Source organism: Polaromonas sp. (genome assembly GCF_013817205.1).
Taxonomy (GTDB): domain Bacteria; phylum Pseudomonadota; class Gammaproteobacteria; order Burkholderiales; family Burkholderiaceae_C; genus Polaromonas.
Genome location: NZ_JACDDD010000011.1, coordinates 23,725 through 39,625, shown reverse-complemented (window position 1 = coordinate 39,625; position 15,901 = coordinate 23,725). Strand labels below are relative to the sequence as shown.

The following is a 15,901-nucleotide window of genomic DNA, read 5'->3' as shown; positions in this document are numbered from 1 at the left end:
TGAGCGACCGTGGGGGCAACATACCTAGGCAGCCAATTTCTCATGTTCCAGAGGCCTCGCCGGCGCCGGCACCTTGGCCATGATTTTGCCCACCACAGTGTCCGCGTCCAGCCCTTCGGACAGCGCTTCGTACGACAGCACCAGTCGATGGCGCAGCACATCGGGAACCAGGTCGGTCATGTCTTCGGGCAGGGCGTAGGTGCGGCCGCGCAGCATGGCCAGCGCACGCGCGCCCTCGGTCAGGTTGATGGTGGCGCGCGGGCTGGCGCCGAAGGTGATGAAGCGCTCGAGCTCCTTGAGGCCGTGTTTTTCCGGCGTGCGGGTGGCCGAGACCAGGCGCACCGCGTACTGGATCAGCGACGGGTCCACATAAACCCGTCGGCACTCGCGCTGCAGCTCGGCCAGTTGCGCGGTGGTCGCCACGCTGGAGACGGCCACAGCCGGCCCGATCACGCGCTGCACAATCACAAACTCTTCCTCATCGGTCGGATAGTCCACCAGCACCTTCATCATGAAGCGGTCCACCTGCGCCTCGGGAAGCGGATAAGTGCCCTCGGTTTCGATGGGGTTCTGCGTCGCCATGACGAGGAAGGGCTCGGGCACCTTGTGCGTTTCGCCGGCAATCGTGACCTGGCGCTCCTGCATGACTTCCAGCAGCGCGCTTTGCACCTTGGCCGGCGCGCGGTTGATCTCGTCGGCCAGCAGCAGGTTGGTGAAGACCGGGCCCAGCGAAGTGCTGAAGTCACCGGTTTTCTGGTTGTAAATGCGCGTGCCCACCAGATCGGCGGGCACCAGGTCGGGCGTGAACTGGATGCGTTTGAAATTGCCCTGGATGGTGTTGGCCAGGGTCTTGACGGTCAGGGTCTTGGCCAGGCCGGGCACGCCTTCGACCAGCAGGTGGCCCTGGGCCAGGATGGCGACCATCACGCGTTCCAGAAAGCGGTCCTGGCCGACCACGATGCGTTTGACTTCGTAGAGGATTTGCTCCATCAGTTGCGCGGTGTGGGCGTCCTGGGAGGATGTCTGGGTTTGCATGGGTGGGGTCCTTAGAAGGGGGTCAGGCCAACGGCCGAGGCAGCGTTTTCAATCGGCACCGCAAAGGCGATGCCGACAAAGCTGCGCTGCTGGTTGGGGTTGAGGATGGCGGTGACGATGCCGACCACCTCGCCGTCCATGGTGACCAGTGGGCCACCCGAGTTGCCGGGGTTGGCGGCGGCGTCGAACTGAATCAGGTTGACAATGTCCCGCTTGCCTTCGGGCGAGCGGAAGGTGCGTTTGAGTCCGGAGATCACGCCCGACGAAGCCGAGGGACCGATGCCGAAGGGGTAGCCGACTGCAAGCACGTGGTCGCCGGGCGCCAGGTCGCCGGTCGAGCGCATGGTCGCCGCAATCATGTCATCGGGGATTTTGTGTGCCTGCAACACGGCCAGGTCATTTTCCGGCTGCAGGCCGGTGATGTGGGCGGTCGATTCCATACCGTCGGAAAACACCACCTTGATGCTCTGCGCGCCCTGCACCACATGCAGGTTGGTCAGGATGATGCCCTTGTCGACAATCACCACGCCCGTGCCGACGCCATATTCCACGTCTTCCTTGCCGTCTTTGCTTTTGCCATAAGACATGACGCGTACCACCGAAGGCCGGATCGCCTCATAGGCCTTCGCTACGGCCGAGGGCAATTGCGTGGTTTCCAGCGTCTTGAGCACGGCGGCGTTGATGTCGTCCTGGGTCAGCTTGCGCGGCATGGGTCGCAGCGACAGCGCCAGGCTCAGGCACAGCAGCGCGGTCAGCACCACCAGCGCTGACCAGAGCAGACGGGGATTGGAAAGCGAAAAGAAGCGGGTGGCGGGCGGGGCTGGCGTACCCGGCACTGCCACCGCGGCGGGCGCTTCGTGTGCCGTGGCCGGGGAGGGTCTGCTGGAGCTGCTGTAACGGGCGGGCCTGCGCATCCGTGTCACCTGTAAAAATGGTTTTCTGGACTGACAAAGGCACGGTATCACGTCTGCTGCCTCCCTGCATATAGTTCGGTCATCCACCGGGATATTGCCGGGGCGATTCAGGCATCATCGCTTCATGCCTGTCTGGATAGACACCCATTGCCACCTCGATGCCGCAGAATTTTCGGCGGATCGTGCCGCCATGCGCGAGCGAGCGAGTTCTGCGGGGGTCGCCCTGTGTGTGCTGCCGGCGGTGGAGGTGGCCAACTTTGCAGCGGTGCGGGAATTGGCGCACCAGTTTGGTGACAGTTACGCGCTTGGGATTCACCCGCTGTATGTCAGGCACGCGCAAGACGGCGATCTAGCGCTGCTGGACGCCGAACTGGGCTTGCGACAGTCCGACCCGAGGCTGGTGGCGGTGGGCGAGATTGGCCTCGATTATTTTGTGCCTGAGCTCAATGAAAGCCCGCTGCGCGAACGCCAGGAGTTTTTCTACCGCGAGCAGCTCAAGCTGGCGCGTAAACACAGCCTGCCGGTGATCCTGCATGTGCGGCGCTCGGCCGACCGGCTGCTCAAACACCTGCGCGAACTGGTGCCAGCCGGCGAGTCGTGGCAAGGCATCGCCCATGCCTTCAACGGCAGTGAGCAGCAGGCCGGGGAGTTCGTCAAACTGGGCCTCAAACTGGGTTTCGGTGGGGCCGTGACTTTCGAGCGGGCGCTGCAGTTGCGCCGCCTGGCGGCCACGCTGCCGCTGGATGCGCTGGTGCTGGAGACCGACGCGCCTGACATCGCGCCGCACTGGCTGTACACCACCGCTGAACAGCGCGCCCAGGGCCAGGCGCAGGGGCGCAACGAGCCGGCCGAGTTGCCGCGGATTGCGGCGGTGGTGGCGCTTATGCGCGGCCTGGCAGTCGAAGAACTGGCCGCAGCCAGCACCAGCAATGCGCTGGCGGCCCTGCCCAAACTGCAGAAGCTGCTGGCATGCTGATCGGTTTGCCGCCGCTGGTGTCGCCGCAGACCCGCCTGCTGATCCTCGGCAGTTTCCCGGGCGCTGCTTCGCTGGCGGCGCAGCAATACTACGGCCACCCGCAGAACCAGTTCTGGCGGATTTTCCAAGCCATTTGGCCATCCAGCCCTTGTCCGGCGGGCGCAGACAGCTATCAAATTCGTAGCGAATGGCTGCTTGCCAGAAAGCTTGGGGTCTGGGACGTGTACGCGACCTGTGAGCGCGAAGGCAGTCTGGACAGCCGCATTCGCCGGCCGGTGATCAATGATTTCGCAGGGCTGCTGCGGCTATGCCCGCAGCTCGAAGCCATCGCCCACAATGGCGGCGAGAGTTTCAAACATTCTCGCCACACCGCGCTGCTGGGTTTGCCGGTCCATCGTTTGCCGTCCACCAGCTCGGCCAACGCCTCATGGTCATTCGAGCGCAAACTCGACGCCTGGCGGGTAGTTTTTGAGAAGTACCGATTGACTGACTGAATTCACTGATGGCCCGCAAAAACACCGATTCCTCGCCGGACCTGCCCGAAGTCAACTTTTCAGACTTCGGCGACGTGCGTTACCTGCACCTGGGCACCGAGTGGGTGCAGGGCTCCATGCTGCTGGACAGACCGTTTGATATCGAGCTGGAGTACGTCCAGCGCATGATGGCCTGGCTGCTGTTTGTCGATGCGGACGTCGTGGCCTCGCGGCATGTGATGCAGCTGGGCCTGGGCTCGGCGGCGCTGACCAAGTTCTGCTACAAAAAGCTGAAGATGAAAACCACGGCGGTGGAGCTGAATCCGCAGGTGATTGCAGCCTGCCGCTTGTGGTTCAAGCTGCCCAAGGACGACGCGCGGCTGCAGGTAATCCTGGCCGATGCTGCGCAGGAGATCCGCCATCCCTTGCACCGGGGCCGCCTCGATGCGCTGCAGGTGGACTTGTACGACCATGAGGCGGCGGCGCCCGTGCTCGACAGCGAAGCCTTTTACGTCGACTGCCGCGACGCGCTCAGCGAAGACGGCTTGATGACGGTCAACCTGTTTGGCCGCGATTCCAGCTACCTGCGCTCCCTAGAAAAAATAGCCGAAGCTTTCGGCCCGGAATCGGTGTGGGCATTCAAGCCGACGCGCGAAGGCAACACCATTGTTCTGGCGCAGCGCGAGCCGACCCGGCCTGAGCGCGGCGAACTGGTTCAACAGGCAGACGCCATCGAGTCGCGCTTCGGCTTGCCCGCCAAAAAATGGCTCAGGCTGTTTAAACCGGTTTGCTGAGCGCTTCAGTTAAAGTGCCCCCATGCGCCCCGCCATGCCCCCGCAGTCCCGCCCTCAAACGTCTGGCCAAGCCGTCCCGGCGGGACCGCTGGACTGGCGCCGCCTGGTCGAGTGGCTCAGCGAAGACGGGGTGATCTCGGCCGCCGAGGCGCAGCGCACGATTACCCGTTGCGCGCAGGTGCAAAGCGCCCAGCATCCGCTGATCCGCCTGGCCAGCGTCAGCATGACGCGGCTGGCCGACGGCAAGCCGCTGGATATTGAGACCATTGCCCAGTGGCTGGCGGGCCGCGCCGGCCTGGGTTATTTGCGCATCGATCCCCTGAAGGTCGATGTGGGCAAGGTCGCCGACACCATGTCAGCTCTGTATGCCGAGCGCCACAAGGTCTTGCCGGTGCAGGTGACAAGCGTCGAAGTCGTGATCGCGACTTCCGAGCCCTTTATCACGGACTGGGTGTCCGAGGTCGAGCGTCAGGCCAAACGCAGCGTGCGCCTGGTGGTGGCCAACCCGTCAGAGATCGCCCGCTACACGGCCGAATTTTTTGCACTGGCCAAATCGGTCAAGGCGGCAATGAAGGCCGGTGGCAACAGCGGTGCCGCGAGTTTTGAGCAACTGGTTGAGCTGAACAAAAGCAACAAGCAGCTCGATGCCAACGACCAGGGCGTGGTGCAGGTGGTGGACTGGCTCTGGCAGTACGCCTTTGACCAGCGCGCCAGCGACATCCACCTGGAGCCACGGCGCGACCAGGGCGTGATCCGTTTCCGTATCGACGGCGTGTTGCATCCGGTTTATCAGATGCCGATGGGCGTGCACAACGCCATGACCGCGCGCATCAAGCTGCTGGGCCGCATGGATGTGGTTGAAAAGAGGCGGCCGCAGGACGGCCGCATCAAGACCCGCAATCCGCGCGGCGACGAGGTCGAAATGCGCCTGTCCACCTTGCCGACAGCCTTCGGTGAAAAAATGGTGATGCGCATTTTTGACCCCGATACCACCGTCAAGGACCTCGATGCGCTGGGCTTTTCGCAGCACGACGCGACGCGCTGGGAGCAACTGGTCAAACGTCCCTACGGCATTGTGCTGGTCACCGGCCCGACCGGCTCGGGCAAAACCACGACGCTGTATTCGACGCTCAAACGCATCGCCACCGAAGAGGTCAATGTCAGCACCATCGAGGACCCGATCGAGATGATCGAGCCGGCCTTCAACCAGACACAGGTGCAGGCCCATCTTGATTTCGATTTTCCCGAAGGCCTGCGCGCCCTGATGCGGCAGGACCCGGACATCATCATGGTGGGCGAGATCCGGGACTTGCAAACCGCCGAGATGGCGGTGCAGGCCGCCCTGACCGGTCATCTGGTGTTCAGCACCCTGCACACCAACGATGCGCCTTCGGCGGTGTCGCGTTTGATGGAGCTCGGCGTGCCGGCCTACCTGATCAACGCAACGCTGCTGGGTGTGCTGGCGCAGCGCCTGGTACGCACGCTGTGTGCGCAATGCCGCGAAAAAGATGAAGGCAGTTCGCGCGAAGCCCTGTGCGAGATCGTCAAGCCCTGGCAGATCAACGGAGCGTATCAGCCGTACAAACCGGTGGGCTGCGTCGATTGCCGCATGACCGGCTTCATGGGCCGCATGGGCTTGTACGAATTGCTGACGGTGACCGAGGCCTTCAAGGACAGGGTCACCCGGGAGCCGAACATTGACGCCTTGCGGCGCCAGGCTGTGAGCGATGGCATGCGCCCCTTGCGTCTGGCGGGAGCGCTCAAGGTGGCCGAGGGCGTGACCACCATCGAGGAAATCCTGTCCACCACACCACCCCTGTCATGAATACTGTCTCGACGGAGACATGTCGGGGTTCTGAAGGCTTCCTTGCGTAAGTGAAAGCCACATCCTGCGCAGGGGTGAATCCATGCACAATTCAGCGATCCAATAGTTCTTATTACAGGAGACAAACACTGTGCATATCAAGAGTCAAAAAGACTTCTTCTGCGGGCTGATGTTCATGACCGTGGGCGTGGCCTTCGCTTGGGGCGCCAGCACCTACAACGTCGGTACGGGCGCGCGCATGGGACCGGGATACTTCCCGCTGATGCTGGGCATTTTGCTGGCTGTGATCGGTGCTGCCGTGACCTTTTCTGCACTGGTGGTGGAAACTGAAGGCGGCGACAAGATCGGCAGGATCGCCTGGAGGCCGCTGATTTTCGTGATCGGCGCCAATGTGATTTTCGGCATTTTGCTGACCGGCGTTGCCAAGTTCGGAATTCCGGCCTTCGGCATGATTGTTGGCATTTACGCACTGGTGTTTGTTGCCAGCATGGCTGAAGCCGGATGGAAGTACAAGACAACGTTCATTCTTGCGACCGTGCTGGCCATTGGCAGCTACCTCGCCTTTGTTGTCGCCCTGAAGCTGCAGTTCCCGGTGTGGCCCTCGTTCATCACCGGCTAAGGAAAACAAAATGGATTTGATTGCAAATTTGTCACTGGGGTTTGGCGTGGCCTTTACGCCCATCAACCTGCTGTACGCCTTCGCCGGTTGTGTTCTGGGTACCTTGATTGGAGTGCTGCCGGGCATCGGCCCCGTCGCCACTATCGCGATGCTGCTGCCTGCCACCTATGCGCTGCCTCCGGTGTCGGCGCTGATCATGCTGGCCGGTATTTATTACGGTTCCCAATACGGCGGGTCCACTACAGCTATTCTGGTGAATCTGCCCGGCGAGTCTTCATCGGTGGTGACCTGTATCGACGGCTACCAGATGGCCCGAAAGGGGCGAGCGGGGCCGGCGCTGGCCGCTGCGGGCCTGGGGTCCTTCTTTGCCGGATGCGTCGGCACGCTCATCATTGCGGCCTTCGCACCGCCGCTGACGGAACTGGCGTTCAAGTTTGGCCCGGCCGAATATTTCGCGCTGATGGTGCTGGGCCTGATTGGGGCTGTTGTACTGGCTTCCGGGTCGCTGCTCAAGGCGGTCGGCATGATTGTGCTCGGCCTGCTGCTGGGCCTGATCGGGACCGACGTGAACTCTGGCGTGGCACGCTTCAGTTTCGACGTGCCGGAACTGACTGACGGCATCGGCTTCGTGGTGATTGCCATGGGTGTGTTCGGCTATGGTGAGATCATCAGCAACCTGTCCCAGCCCGAGCATGAGCGCGAGGTCTTTACGGCCAAGGTTTCGGGCCTGATGCCGACCAAGCAGGATTTCAAGGATATGGCGCCTGCGGTGCTGCGCGGCACGGCCCTGGGTTCGGCCCTCGGCATTCTGCCTGGCGGTGGTGCCCTGCTGTCGGCCTTTGCAGCCTACACGCTGGAGAAGAAAATCAAGGGCCGTCCAGGCGAAGTGCCTTTCGGCCAGGGCAACATCCGCGGTGTGGCTGCCCCTGAAGCGGCCAACAATGCCGGTTCGCAGACTTCCTTCATTCCGCTGCTTACCTTGGGCATTCCCCCGAATGCTGTGATGGCTTTGATGGTCGGCGCCATGACCATTCACAACATCCAGCCCGGTCCGCAGGTCATGACCAGCAACCCGGAGTTGTTCTGGGGCTTGATCGCGTCGATGTGGATCGGCAACGCCATGCTGGTGATCCTGAACCTGCCGCTGATCGGCATCTGGATCAAGCTGCTGACCATTCCCTACCGCTTGTTGTTTCCCGCAATTGTGTTGTTCTGCGCGATTGGCGTGTATTCGACCAACAACAACACCTGGGACATCTGGATGGTGGCAATTTTCGGAGTCATTGGCTACTTGTTCATCAAGCTGGGCGCCGAGCCCGCACCCCTGCTACTGGGCTTTATCCTGGGGCCGATGATGGAGGAAAACCTGCGCCGGGCCCTGCTGCTGTCGCGCGGAGACTGGAGCACCTTTGTCACGCGACCATTGTCGGCCAGCCTGTTGGCGATAGGTGCCCTGCTGCTGGTGATCGTGCTGCTGCCCTCAGTGAAAAGAAAGCGGGAAGAAGCCTTTGTCGAGGACTGAATATCCCTTCCCCATTAAAAGAAGCGCCTTTGGGCGCTTTTTTTATGCCTGGCTGTGTGCCCGGGCTAGTCCCGTCGCCACCCCGGGCACACGGCAGCAAAATCATTCACAATCCGAGAAATGAAACGTACACATAGCATCGTTGCAGCGCTTGTCTTCCCGGTTTTCTTGGCTACCGCACAGACAGCGCCGCCGGCCGCTACGGCCCTGGGCTATCCGGCCAGACCGATACGCATGATCGTGCCGTTTCCGGCAGGTGGCGCCACCGACATCCTCGCGCGCGCCCTATCGCAAAAACTGGGCGAAAAAATCGGCCAGACCGTGGTGGTCGACAACCGTCCCGGCGCCGGTGGCACCATAGGTGCGGATGCTGCGTCCAAGGCTCCGCCGGACGGCTACACGCTGCTGCTGGCGACCTCAAGCACACACAGCATCGGCCCGGCCATCAATCCGAAGATCCCGTACAACGCCGAGACGGATTTCACCCCGATTGCCTACGTCGCCAGTTCGCCCAACATCGTCCTGGTGCCGAACTCGTCGCCGGCCCGGTCCATGCGTGAGTTCACCGATCACGCGCGCAAGAATCTCGGCCGCCTGAACTACGCGTCCAGCGGCAACGGCACCATCGTGCACCTGACCACCGAGTATTTCAAGGCGCAGTCCGGCACCTTCATCCTTCATATTCCCTACCGCGGCACGGCGCTGGCCATGCCCGACCTGATCAGCGGCAAGCTCGATGTGCTGTTTGACTCCTTCGTCACCGGCATGCCGCATGTCAAGGACGGCAAGCTGCGCGCACTGGCGGTAACCACCCTCAACCGCACGGCGCTGGCGCCCGATCTGCCGACGGTGTCCGAGAGCCTGCCGGGCTTCGAATCGGTGACCTGGTTTGGCGTGTATGGTCCCAAAGGTCTGAGTCCCGAACTCACCGCCCGCGTGAACCAGGCGGTCAATGCGGCGCTGGCCGATGCCGAGGTGAAGGAGCGTTTTGCCCGGCTGGGTGCCGAACCCACAGGCGGCACGCCGCAGGTCTTTGCGGCCATGGTCCGCGCCGACAACGCGAAGTGGAAGAAAATCATCGCCGAACGCAAGATCACCACCGATTGACCATCCGGTCTGCGCGCCCCTCTCTTTAGAGCTCTCCATGAACTTCAATTACGACAACCCCTATTCCTCCACCCGCCTTCCGCTGTTTGCGCGCAATGTGGTGTCCACCTCCCACCCGCTGGGTGCGCAAGCTGGCCTGCGCATGATGCTGAAAGGTGGCAACGCGGTGGACGCGGCGATTGCCTCGGCGGCGGCGATGACGATGGTCGAGCCGGTCAGCAACGGCCTGGGCAGCGATGCTTTTTGCCTGATCTGGGACGGCAAAGAACTGCATGGTTTGAACGCCTCAGGCCGCGCGCCGCAGAGCTGGACACCGGATTACTTCCGGAAAAAATACGGCGCTGAGGCACAAACCCCGCCGAAGCGTGGCATGGATTCGGTCAGCGTGCCTGGCGCCGTGGCCGGCTGGGTCGCCATGAGCGAACGTTTCGGCAAGCTGCCCTTTGCCGACCTGATGGAGCCGGCCATTGAAATTGCCGAGCGCGGCTATCTGCTGCCGCCGGTGGTGCAGCAGAAATGGGCGGCAGCCACTGAGGAGCTGAAAGGCCAGCCAGGGTTTGCCCAATCCTTCCTGCCCTGGGGCCGAGCGCCCACCATCGGCGAGCTATTCCAGTTCAAGGCGGCCGGCAAGGCCTTGCGCGCGATTGCACAGAGCAAGGGCTCGGCTTTTTACGGCGGCGAAATTGCGCAGGCGATTGAAAAATTTGCTGCCAACAACGGTGGCAGCATCACCGCCAGGGATTTTGAAAGCTACCAGCCTGAGTGGGTCAAGCCCATTGGCAAGGACTACCGTGGCTACACCCTGCATGAGATCCCGCCCAACGGCCAGGGCATTGCTGCACTGATCGCGCTGGGCATTCTGGACAAGTTCGATGTGGCCGGCCTGGTGGTCGATGGCGTCGATTCCCAGCACCTGCAGATCGAAGCCATGAAGCTGGCCTTTGCCGATGTCTACAAATACGTGGCAGAACCATCGTCAATGGCGGTGAGCGTCGATCAAATGCTCGATGACGCCTACCTGGCGTCGCGTGCCAAACTCATCGACATGAAAAAGGCCCAGGACTTCGGCGCAGGCAATCCGGTCAAGGGTGGCACGATTTACCTGACTGCCGCCGACGAAGACGGCATGATGGTCAGCTTCATCCAGAGCAACTACATGGGCTTTGGCTCGGGCTGTGTCGAGCCCGAGTTCGGTATCAGCCTGCAAAACCGCGGCCATGCCTTCAGCCTGCAGGAGGGCCCCAACCAGGTGGCGCCAGGCAAGCGGCCGTTTCACACCATCATTCCGGCTTTCCTCAGCAAGGACGGCCAGCCCGTGATGTCTTACGGGGTGATGGGCGCCAACATGCAGCCGCAGGGCCACATGCAGACCCTGGTGCGCATGCTCGACTACAAGCAGAGCCCGCAAGTTGCCTGCGATGCGCCGCGCTGGCGCTACAACGCCGGTTTCGAGATCAATGTCGAATCGGCGATGGACAAGGCCACCGTGCAGGGCCTGGCCGAGCGCGGCCACCGCATGGAAGTCATCAACGATTCCTACCAGGACTTCGGCGCCGGCCAGTTCATCTGGCGTGCCGGCAACCCCAAGGTCGAAGGTTATGTGGCGGCCAGCGATGCGCGGCGCGACGGCCAGGCCGTTGGTTTTTAAACAACCGCCTTGTCTCATATTTCAGAGCAAAAACTGCCTCCAGCCCATATCCAGAGGGCGCCTATAGCTCCTAAAAGCATAGCGAGCGGCCTGCTGCTGGCAACCCTGGGTGCCATTTTCTTCAGCGGCAAGGCGATCATCGTCAAGCTCGCCTATCGCTACGGCGTCGATGCCGTCACCCTGATCATGTACCGCATGCTGTTTGCGCTGCCGATCTTCGCGCTGATGGCATGGTGGGCCAGCCGGGGCAGGGCAAGCCTCACGCGCAAGGACTGGCTCGGCGTGCTCTGGCTGGGCTTCACTGGTTATTACCTGGCGAGCTTTCTCGACTTCGCGGGCCTGGCCTACATCACCGCTTCGCTCGAACGCCTCATCCTGTATCTCAATCCGACGCTGGTAGTGCTGCTGGGACTGGTGCTCTACCGCCGGCGTATCACAGCAACGCAAATCATTGGCATGGCTATCAGTTACAGCGGTGTGGTGCTGGTGTTCGGCCATGAAATCACCTTGTTGGGACCGGAAGCCGCCTGGGGTGCCTTGTTGGTGTTTCTCAGTGCCATCAGTTATGCGATCTATCTTGTCTACAGCGGCGAGCTGGTCAAACGCCTGGGCGCCCTGCGGCTGGTGGGGCTGGCCAGCACGGTCGCTTGCCTGTGTTGTCTGCTGCAGTTTGCGCTGCTCAGGCCGCTCAGTGCCGCAGCAGTGGCGCCCGAGGTCATCTGGCTGTCGCTGCTCAACGCCACTTTGTGCACGGTTGCGCCCGTGCTGATGGTGATGATGGCGATCGAGCGCATTGGCGCCAGCATGGCCTCGCAGGCCGGCATGGTGGGGCCGATATCCACCATCCTGATGGGTGTGGTGATTCTTGGTGAGCCGTTTACCGCGTGGGTGGCGGCGGGGACGGTGCTGGTCATTGCGGGGATATTTGTGTTTACCCGTGGGCGGACGTGAGGTGGCGGCTTTGTTTGCGTCACGCTGCGCCTGCGTCTCCTCTTGGACAGTAGGCATAACTCCCCACCAAGCGGCAAGACACAAGAAACCAGCCCGTGCAGGCGGTTGAATTTACTCAGTATCATGGCCCTTCACTTTCACGAAACGAAGCGGAAATATTATGGATCTGGGCATCGCAGGCAAATGGGCGCTGGTGTGTGGCGCCAGCAAGGGACTGGGCCTGGGCTGTGCCCAGGCGCTGGTGCGCGAAGGGGTGAATGTGCTGATTGTGGCCCGGGGTGCCGAGGTGCTGAAGGCCGCCGCTACAAAATTAATAGCTGACTATGCAGGCGGGTCGGGGGCTACGGTGCAATTTCTTGCTGCAGACATTACCACCATAGACGGCCGTGCTGCGGTGTTTGCGCAGCGCAAGGACTTTGACATCGTGGTCACCAACGCCGGCGGTCCGCCGCCCGGCGACTTCCGCGACTGGGACCGTGACGCCTGGATCAAGGCGGTCGATGCCAATATGCTGACGCCGATCGAGCTGATCAAGGCCACGGTGGACGGCATGGCCGCCCGCGGTTTCGGCCGCATCGTCAACATCACCTCAAGCTCGGTCAAGGCGCCCATCGACATCCTGGGCCTGTCCAACGGCGCCCGCAGCGGGCTGACCGGATTTGTTGCCGGCTTGGCACGCACCAGCAAGCTGGCGGGCAGCGGTGTGACCATCAACAATCTGCTGCCCGGTGCCTTCGAGACCGACCGCCTGCGCGTGACCATGCAGGGCGCGGCCAACAAAAGCGGCCAGCCGGTGGATGCGATCATGGACGCGCGCCGCAAGACGATTCCGGCCCGCCGGTTCGGGACGCCGGAAGAGTTCGGCGCCATCTGCGCTTTTTTGTGCAGCACCCATGCGGCCTACATCACCGGCCAGAACGTGCTCGCTGATGGCGGCGCGTACCCCGGCACCTATTGAGCCGGGGCCAGGCCCCGGGCGCTGAAGGCATGCCATGTCCGGCCTGCTGAGAAACCTGCTGACCCTCCTGCGCGCGCTGCGGCATTACCGCAGCGCGGACCCGCAGTCACGCACGCTGGTGCATTTTCGGGTCACGCCCCTGGACACAGGGATCGCCACGCTCAAGAGTGACCGTTACCTGCAGATGGCTGAGTCGGCACAACTGGACTTCGGGATCAAGACGGGGTTGTTGCAGGGCATGCTGCGCCAGCGCTACAGCTTCGTGAATGCTTCCCAGCTGGTGCGCTTTGCCAGACCCGTGCGCCTTTTCGATCGCGTGGCGGTGACGTCGAAGGTGATTCATACCGATGCCAAGTGTGCCTACTTTCAGCATGTGTTCACAGTCGGATCCCAGGTGCACGCTGAAGTGTTTGTGAAGATGAAGTTCAAGAAGGGGCGGCTCACGATTGCCCCCTGCGAATTGCTGGGCAGCTTCGACAGGCCCAAGCCGGCCTGGCTGCAGCACTGGGACGATACGCTGGCCGCCGCACCGCAGGACTTGCACATCTGAACCATGGGCTTTTCAGACAACTTCACCGATCCCGAGCCGCAGCGCGCGCAGATCGACGTTTTGGCAGGCCCGACGGTGCTGGAGTTCGGCACCGGCTGGTGCAGCTTCTGCCGTGGCGCGCAAGCGCTTATCACGGCAGCGTTTGTCGGTCATCCCGGCGTGCGCCATATCAAAGTGGAAGACGGCCGCGGCCGGCGCCTGGGCCGCTCCTTCGGCGTCAAGCTGTGGCCGACGCTGGTGTTTCTGCGCAATGGCCAGGAACTGGCACGCCTGGTGCGGCCGGCGCGCGAAACGGATATTGCGCGGGCGATGGCCTTGATCGACCCGCCAGCCTGAGCCAGCCCCTGATCCGCGTTAATCCGCCGGCGACGGCAGACGCTGCAAGCCCCGAATCCTGGCGTTGACGATCAGACCGGCCTGCACCACAAAACCCGCGAGCGCCAGTACCAGGCAAGCCGGCTCGCCCCATGTCGCACCGACAAACCCACCGAGCGCGGCGCCGACCGGTCGGGCGCCGGTGTTGGCTGTCAGAAAAATCGCGGACACGCGGCCCAGCATGGCATCGGGTGTGACCGTCTGGCGCAGCGTGGTGGAGGTGATGGTCCAGATGATCGGGCCAGCGCCGAAAAGAAAAAACGCCAGCCCGGCCAGCAAACCGGATGGGAAGACCAGCGTGGCCACCATCGTGAGGGCGGCCAGCACCGAAAAAGCCGGCCCCAGCTGGATGGCGCGGCCGAAGGGCAGTGTGGCGACAATACGCGGTGCCAGCAGCGCGCCCGCGATCATGCCGGCGCCGTAGCAAGCCAGCGTCAGGCCCACCGCGCCCGCATTCAGGCCGAGCAGCCGCAGCGCATACGGCACATAGGCCGCCTGCAGGACAAACCAGGACAGGTTCCATGCCACGGCCGTCAGCAGAATCGGCCGCAACAAGCTGTGGCGCCAGACCAGCTGTGCGCCCTCGCGCAGTTCCAGCAGCGGATGCCGCGGGGCCGCCGCCGGGCGCGCGGGCTCCGTCAATTGCAGCAGCAGGGCCAGCGCCGCCACCGACAGCATGGCTGCGAGCGCAAATGCAGCCGGTGCACCGGCCCATGCCACCAGCGCGCCCCCCAGTGCCGGGGCGCCAGCAAACGCAGCGCTTCTTGCCAGTTCCAGCCGGCCGTTGGCCCTGGCCAGCGCTTCGCGCGGCACCAGTGAGGGCAGCAGCGCCGGCGCTCCCACGCTGAAACCGACGGTGCCTGCAGCGCCGATGAACCCGAGCAGGGCCAGCAGCCCGATGGAGACTTCACCAAAAACAAGCACGCCCAGCAGGGCGAATAGCGCCAGTGCGCGCAGTGCTTCAGCCCCTGCCATCAGGCGCCGCCGCGAACCGCGGTCCGCCAGCAGGCCCAAGGGGATGGAGAGCAGCAGAAAGGGCAGGGTTTGGGCCGCGGCCAGCAGCCCGATGTCGCCCGGACCTGCGTCCAGCAAGAGCACGGCGACGATGGGCACCGCCGCCAGGCTCAACTGTTCGGCGGATTGCGCTGCGAGGTTGGCCCGGGTCAGGGCCGACATGGGTGGGGGTAGCGGGGTGCGCATGTATTCGATCCGGAAATGGTCATCATGGCGCGGGCGGCGGCATGCGGCTGGCCGTTTGCGGACCCGTGAGCGCGCACAATAGACCCATGAAAGCTCCCCCCAGATTGCAGTCCCTCGTTGAGGAAGGCCTGATCGATAGCGTTGTGCGCCAGCTCATGAGCGGCAAGGAAGCCATGGTCTATGTGGTGCGCTGCGGCGACGACACGCGCTGTGCCAAGATCTACAAGGAGGCCACGCAGCGCAGCTTCCGCCAGGCGGTGGACTACACCGAAAACCGCAAGGTCAAGAACAGCCGCCAAGCCCGTGCCATGGCCAAGGGAACGAAGTTCGGCCGGCAGGCGCAGGAGGCCGCGTGGCAAAGCGCCGAGGTCGATGCCCTGTACCGACTGGCCGCCGCCGGCGTGCGTGTGCCCACGCCCTACAACTTTCACGACGGTGTGTTGCTGATGGAGCTGGTGACCGACGAACACGGCGATGCCGCCCCCCGGCTTAACGATGTGCTGCTTTCGCGCGAGCAGGCGCTGGCCCACCACGCAATGCTGATCCGGCAGGTGGTGCGCATGCTCTGCGCCGGTGTGGTGCACGGTGACCTGTCGGAGTTCAACATTCTGCTGGGCCACCAGGAGGGCGTGGACAGCCCGGTGATCATCGATTTACCGCAGGCCATCGATGCCGCCGGCAACAACCACGCGGCCCGGATGCTGCTGCGCGACGTGGACAATCTGCGTCACTTCTTCGGCCGGGTGGCGCCCGAGCTGCTGGCCACCGACTACGGCCTGGAGATCTGGGAGCTGTACCAGCGCGGCGCGCTGCATATTGACACACCGTTGACCGGCCGATTCGAACGCCGGACCGCGCCAGTGGACATGGGCAGCGTGCTGCGCGAGATCGACGACGCGCGCGCCGAAGAGGCCGCGCGGCGGGTGCGCATGCAGGTGGCGGGGTAGCCGGCGA

The 15,901-nt window shown here is 63.2% G+C and carries 16 protein-coding genes; 13 read left to right on the top strand and 3 right to left on the bottom strand.

What is annotated here, in order from left to right; all coding sequences use genetic code 11:
* Window positions 1–24: 24 nt before the first annotated feature.
* A complete protein-coding gene (locus H0W47_RS04435; RefSeq protein WP_296921248.1) occupies window positions 25–1,035 on the bottom strand; it encodes a MoxR family ATPase in 1,011 nt (336 codons plus the stop codon).
* 11 nt (window positions 1,036–1,046) lie between these two features.
* Window positions 1,047–1,949, bottom strand: a complete 903-nt coding sequence (locus H0W47_RS04430) for a trypsin-like peptidase domain-containing protein (protein ID WP_296921246.1) — start codon at window positions 1,947–1,949, stop codon at window positions 1,047–1,049.
* 124 nt (window positions 1,950–2,073) lie between these two features.
* Between H0W47_RS04430 and H0W47_RS04425 the strand changes: the two genes are divergently transcribed.
* The 12 genes from H0W47_RS04425 to H0W47_RS04370 all read left to right on the top strand — a co-directional run bounded on the left by H0W47_RS04425 (window position 2,074) and on the right by H0W47_RS04370 (window position 13,708).
* Window positions 2,074–2,925, top strand: a complete 852-nt coding sequence (locus H0W47_RS04425; RefSeq protein ID WP_296921244.1) for a TatD family hydrolase — start codon at window positions 2,074–2,076, stop codon at window positions 2,923–2,925.
* Window positions 2,919–3,419 carry a DNA-deoxyinosine glycosylase gene (locus tag H0W47_RS04420; protein WP_296921242.1) on the top strand — a complete coding sequence of 167 codons (501 nt, stop codon included), beginning with the start codon at window positions 2,919–2,921 and terminating at the stop codon, window positions 3,417–3,419. The genes H0W47_RS04425 and H0W47_RS04420 overlap by 7 nt, the downstream gene beginning before the upstream one ends.
* Window positions 3,420–3,427: 8 nt before the next feature.
* Window positions 3,428–4,192, top strand: coding sequence for a spermidine synthase (locus H0W47_RS04415; protein ID WP_296921240.1), 765 nt, complete (start codon window positions 3,428–3,430; stop codon window positions 4,190–4,192).
* 22 nt (window positions 4,193–4,214) lie between these two features.
* On the top strand, window positions 4,215–6,017 hold the full coding sequence (locus tag H0W47_RS04410) for a GspE/PulE family protein (protein WP_296921237.1): 1,803 nt from the start codon (window positions 4,215–4,217) through the stop codon (window positions 6,015–6,017).
* A 130-nt stretch (window positions 6,018–6,147) separates the two neighbouring features.
* Entirely contained in the window at window positions 6,148–6,636 is a 489-nt protein-coding gene (locus H0W47_RS04405; protein ID WP_296921235.1) for a tripartite tricarboxylate transporter TctB family protein, read from the top strand.
* A 10-nt stretch (window positions 6,637–6,646) separates the two neighbouring features.
* The gene (locus H0W47_RS04400) at window positions 6,647–8,158 is read left to right on the top strand and encodes a tripartite tricarboxylate transporter permease (RefSeq protein WP_296921233.1); all 1,512 of its coding nucleotides are present in this window, start codon (window positions 6,647–6,649) and stop codon (window positions 8,156–8,158) included.
* 120 nt (window positions 8,159–8,278) lie between these two features.
* Window positions 8,279–9,265 (top strand): tripartite tricarboxylate transporter substrate binding protein, encoded by a 987-nt coding sequence (locus H0W47_RS04395; protein ID WP_296921232.1) that lies wholly within the window; start codon window positions 8,279–8,281, stop codon window positions 9,263–9,265.
* Between the two features lie 37 nt (window positions 9,266–9,302).
* A complete protein-coding gene (locus H0W47_RS04390; protein WP_296921230.1) occupies window positions 9,303–10,913 on the top strand; it encodes a gamma-glutamyltransferase family protein in 1,611 nt (536 codons plus the stop codon).
* A gap of 18 nt (window positions 10,914–10,931) precedes the next feature.
* Complete coding sequence (locus H0W47_RS04385; RefSeq protein WP_296921288.1) at window positions 10,932–11,864, top strand: DMT family transporter; 933 nt, start codon at window positions 10,932–10,934, stop codon at window positions 11,862–11,864.
* Window positions 11,865–12,024: 160 nt separating this feature from the next.
* Window positions 12,025–12,822 carry an SDR family oxidoreductase gene (locus H0W47_RS04380; RefSeq protein ID WP_296921228.1) on the top strand — a complete coding sequence of 266 codons (798 nt, stop codon included), beginning with the start codon at window positions 12,025–12,027 and terminating at the stop codon, window positions 12,820–12,822.
* A gap of 34 nt (window positions 12,823–12,856) precedes the next feature.
* Window positions 12,857–13,372 carry a thioesterase family protein gene (locus tag H0W47_RS04375; protein ID WP_296921225.1) on the top strand — a complete coding sequence of 172 codons (516 nt, stop codon included), beginning with the start codon at window positions 12,857–12,859 and terminating at the stop codon, window positions 13,370–13,372.
* A 3-nt stretch (window positions 13,373–13,375) separates the two neighbouring features.
* Entirely contained in the window at window positions 13,376–13,708 is a 333-nt protein-coding gene (locus H0W47_RS04370) for a thioredoxin family protein (protein ID WP_296921223.1), read from the top strand.
* 18 nt (window positions 13,709–13,726) lie between these two features.
* Here the strand turns inward: H0W47_RS04370 and H0W47_RS04365 are convergent, their stop codons facing one another.
* Window positions 13,727–14,923, bottom strand: coding sequence for an MFS transporter (locus tag H0W47_RS04365; protein WP_296921221.1), 1,197 nt, complete (start codon window positions 14,921–14,923; stop codon window positions 13,727–13,729).
* A 110-nt stretch (window positions 14,924–15,033) separates the two neighbouring features.
* Between H0W47_RS04365 and H0W47_RS04360 the strand changes: the two genes are divergently transcribed.
* The gene (locus H0W47_RS04360) at window positions 15,034–15,894 is read left to right on the top strand and encodes a PA4780 family RIO1-like protein kinase (RefSeq protein WP_296921219.1); all 861 of its coding nucleotides are present in this window, start codon (window positions 15,034–15,036) and stop codon (window positions 15,892–15,894) included.
* Window positions 15,895–15,901: the final 7 nt, after the last annotated feature.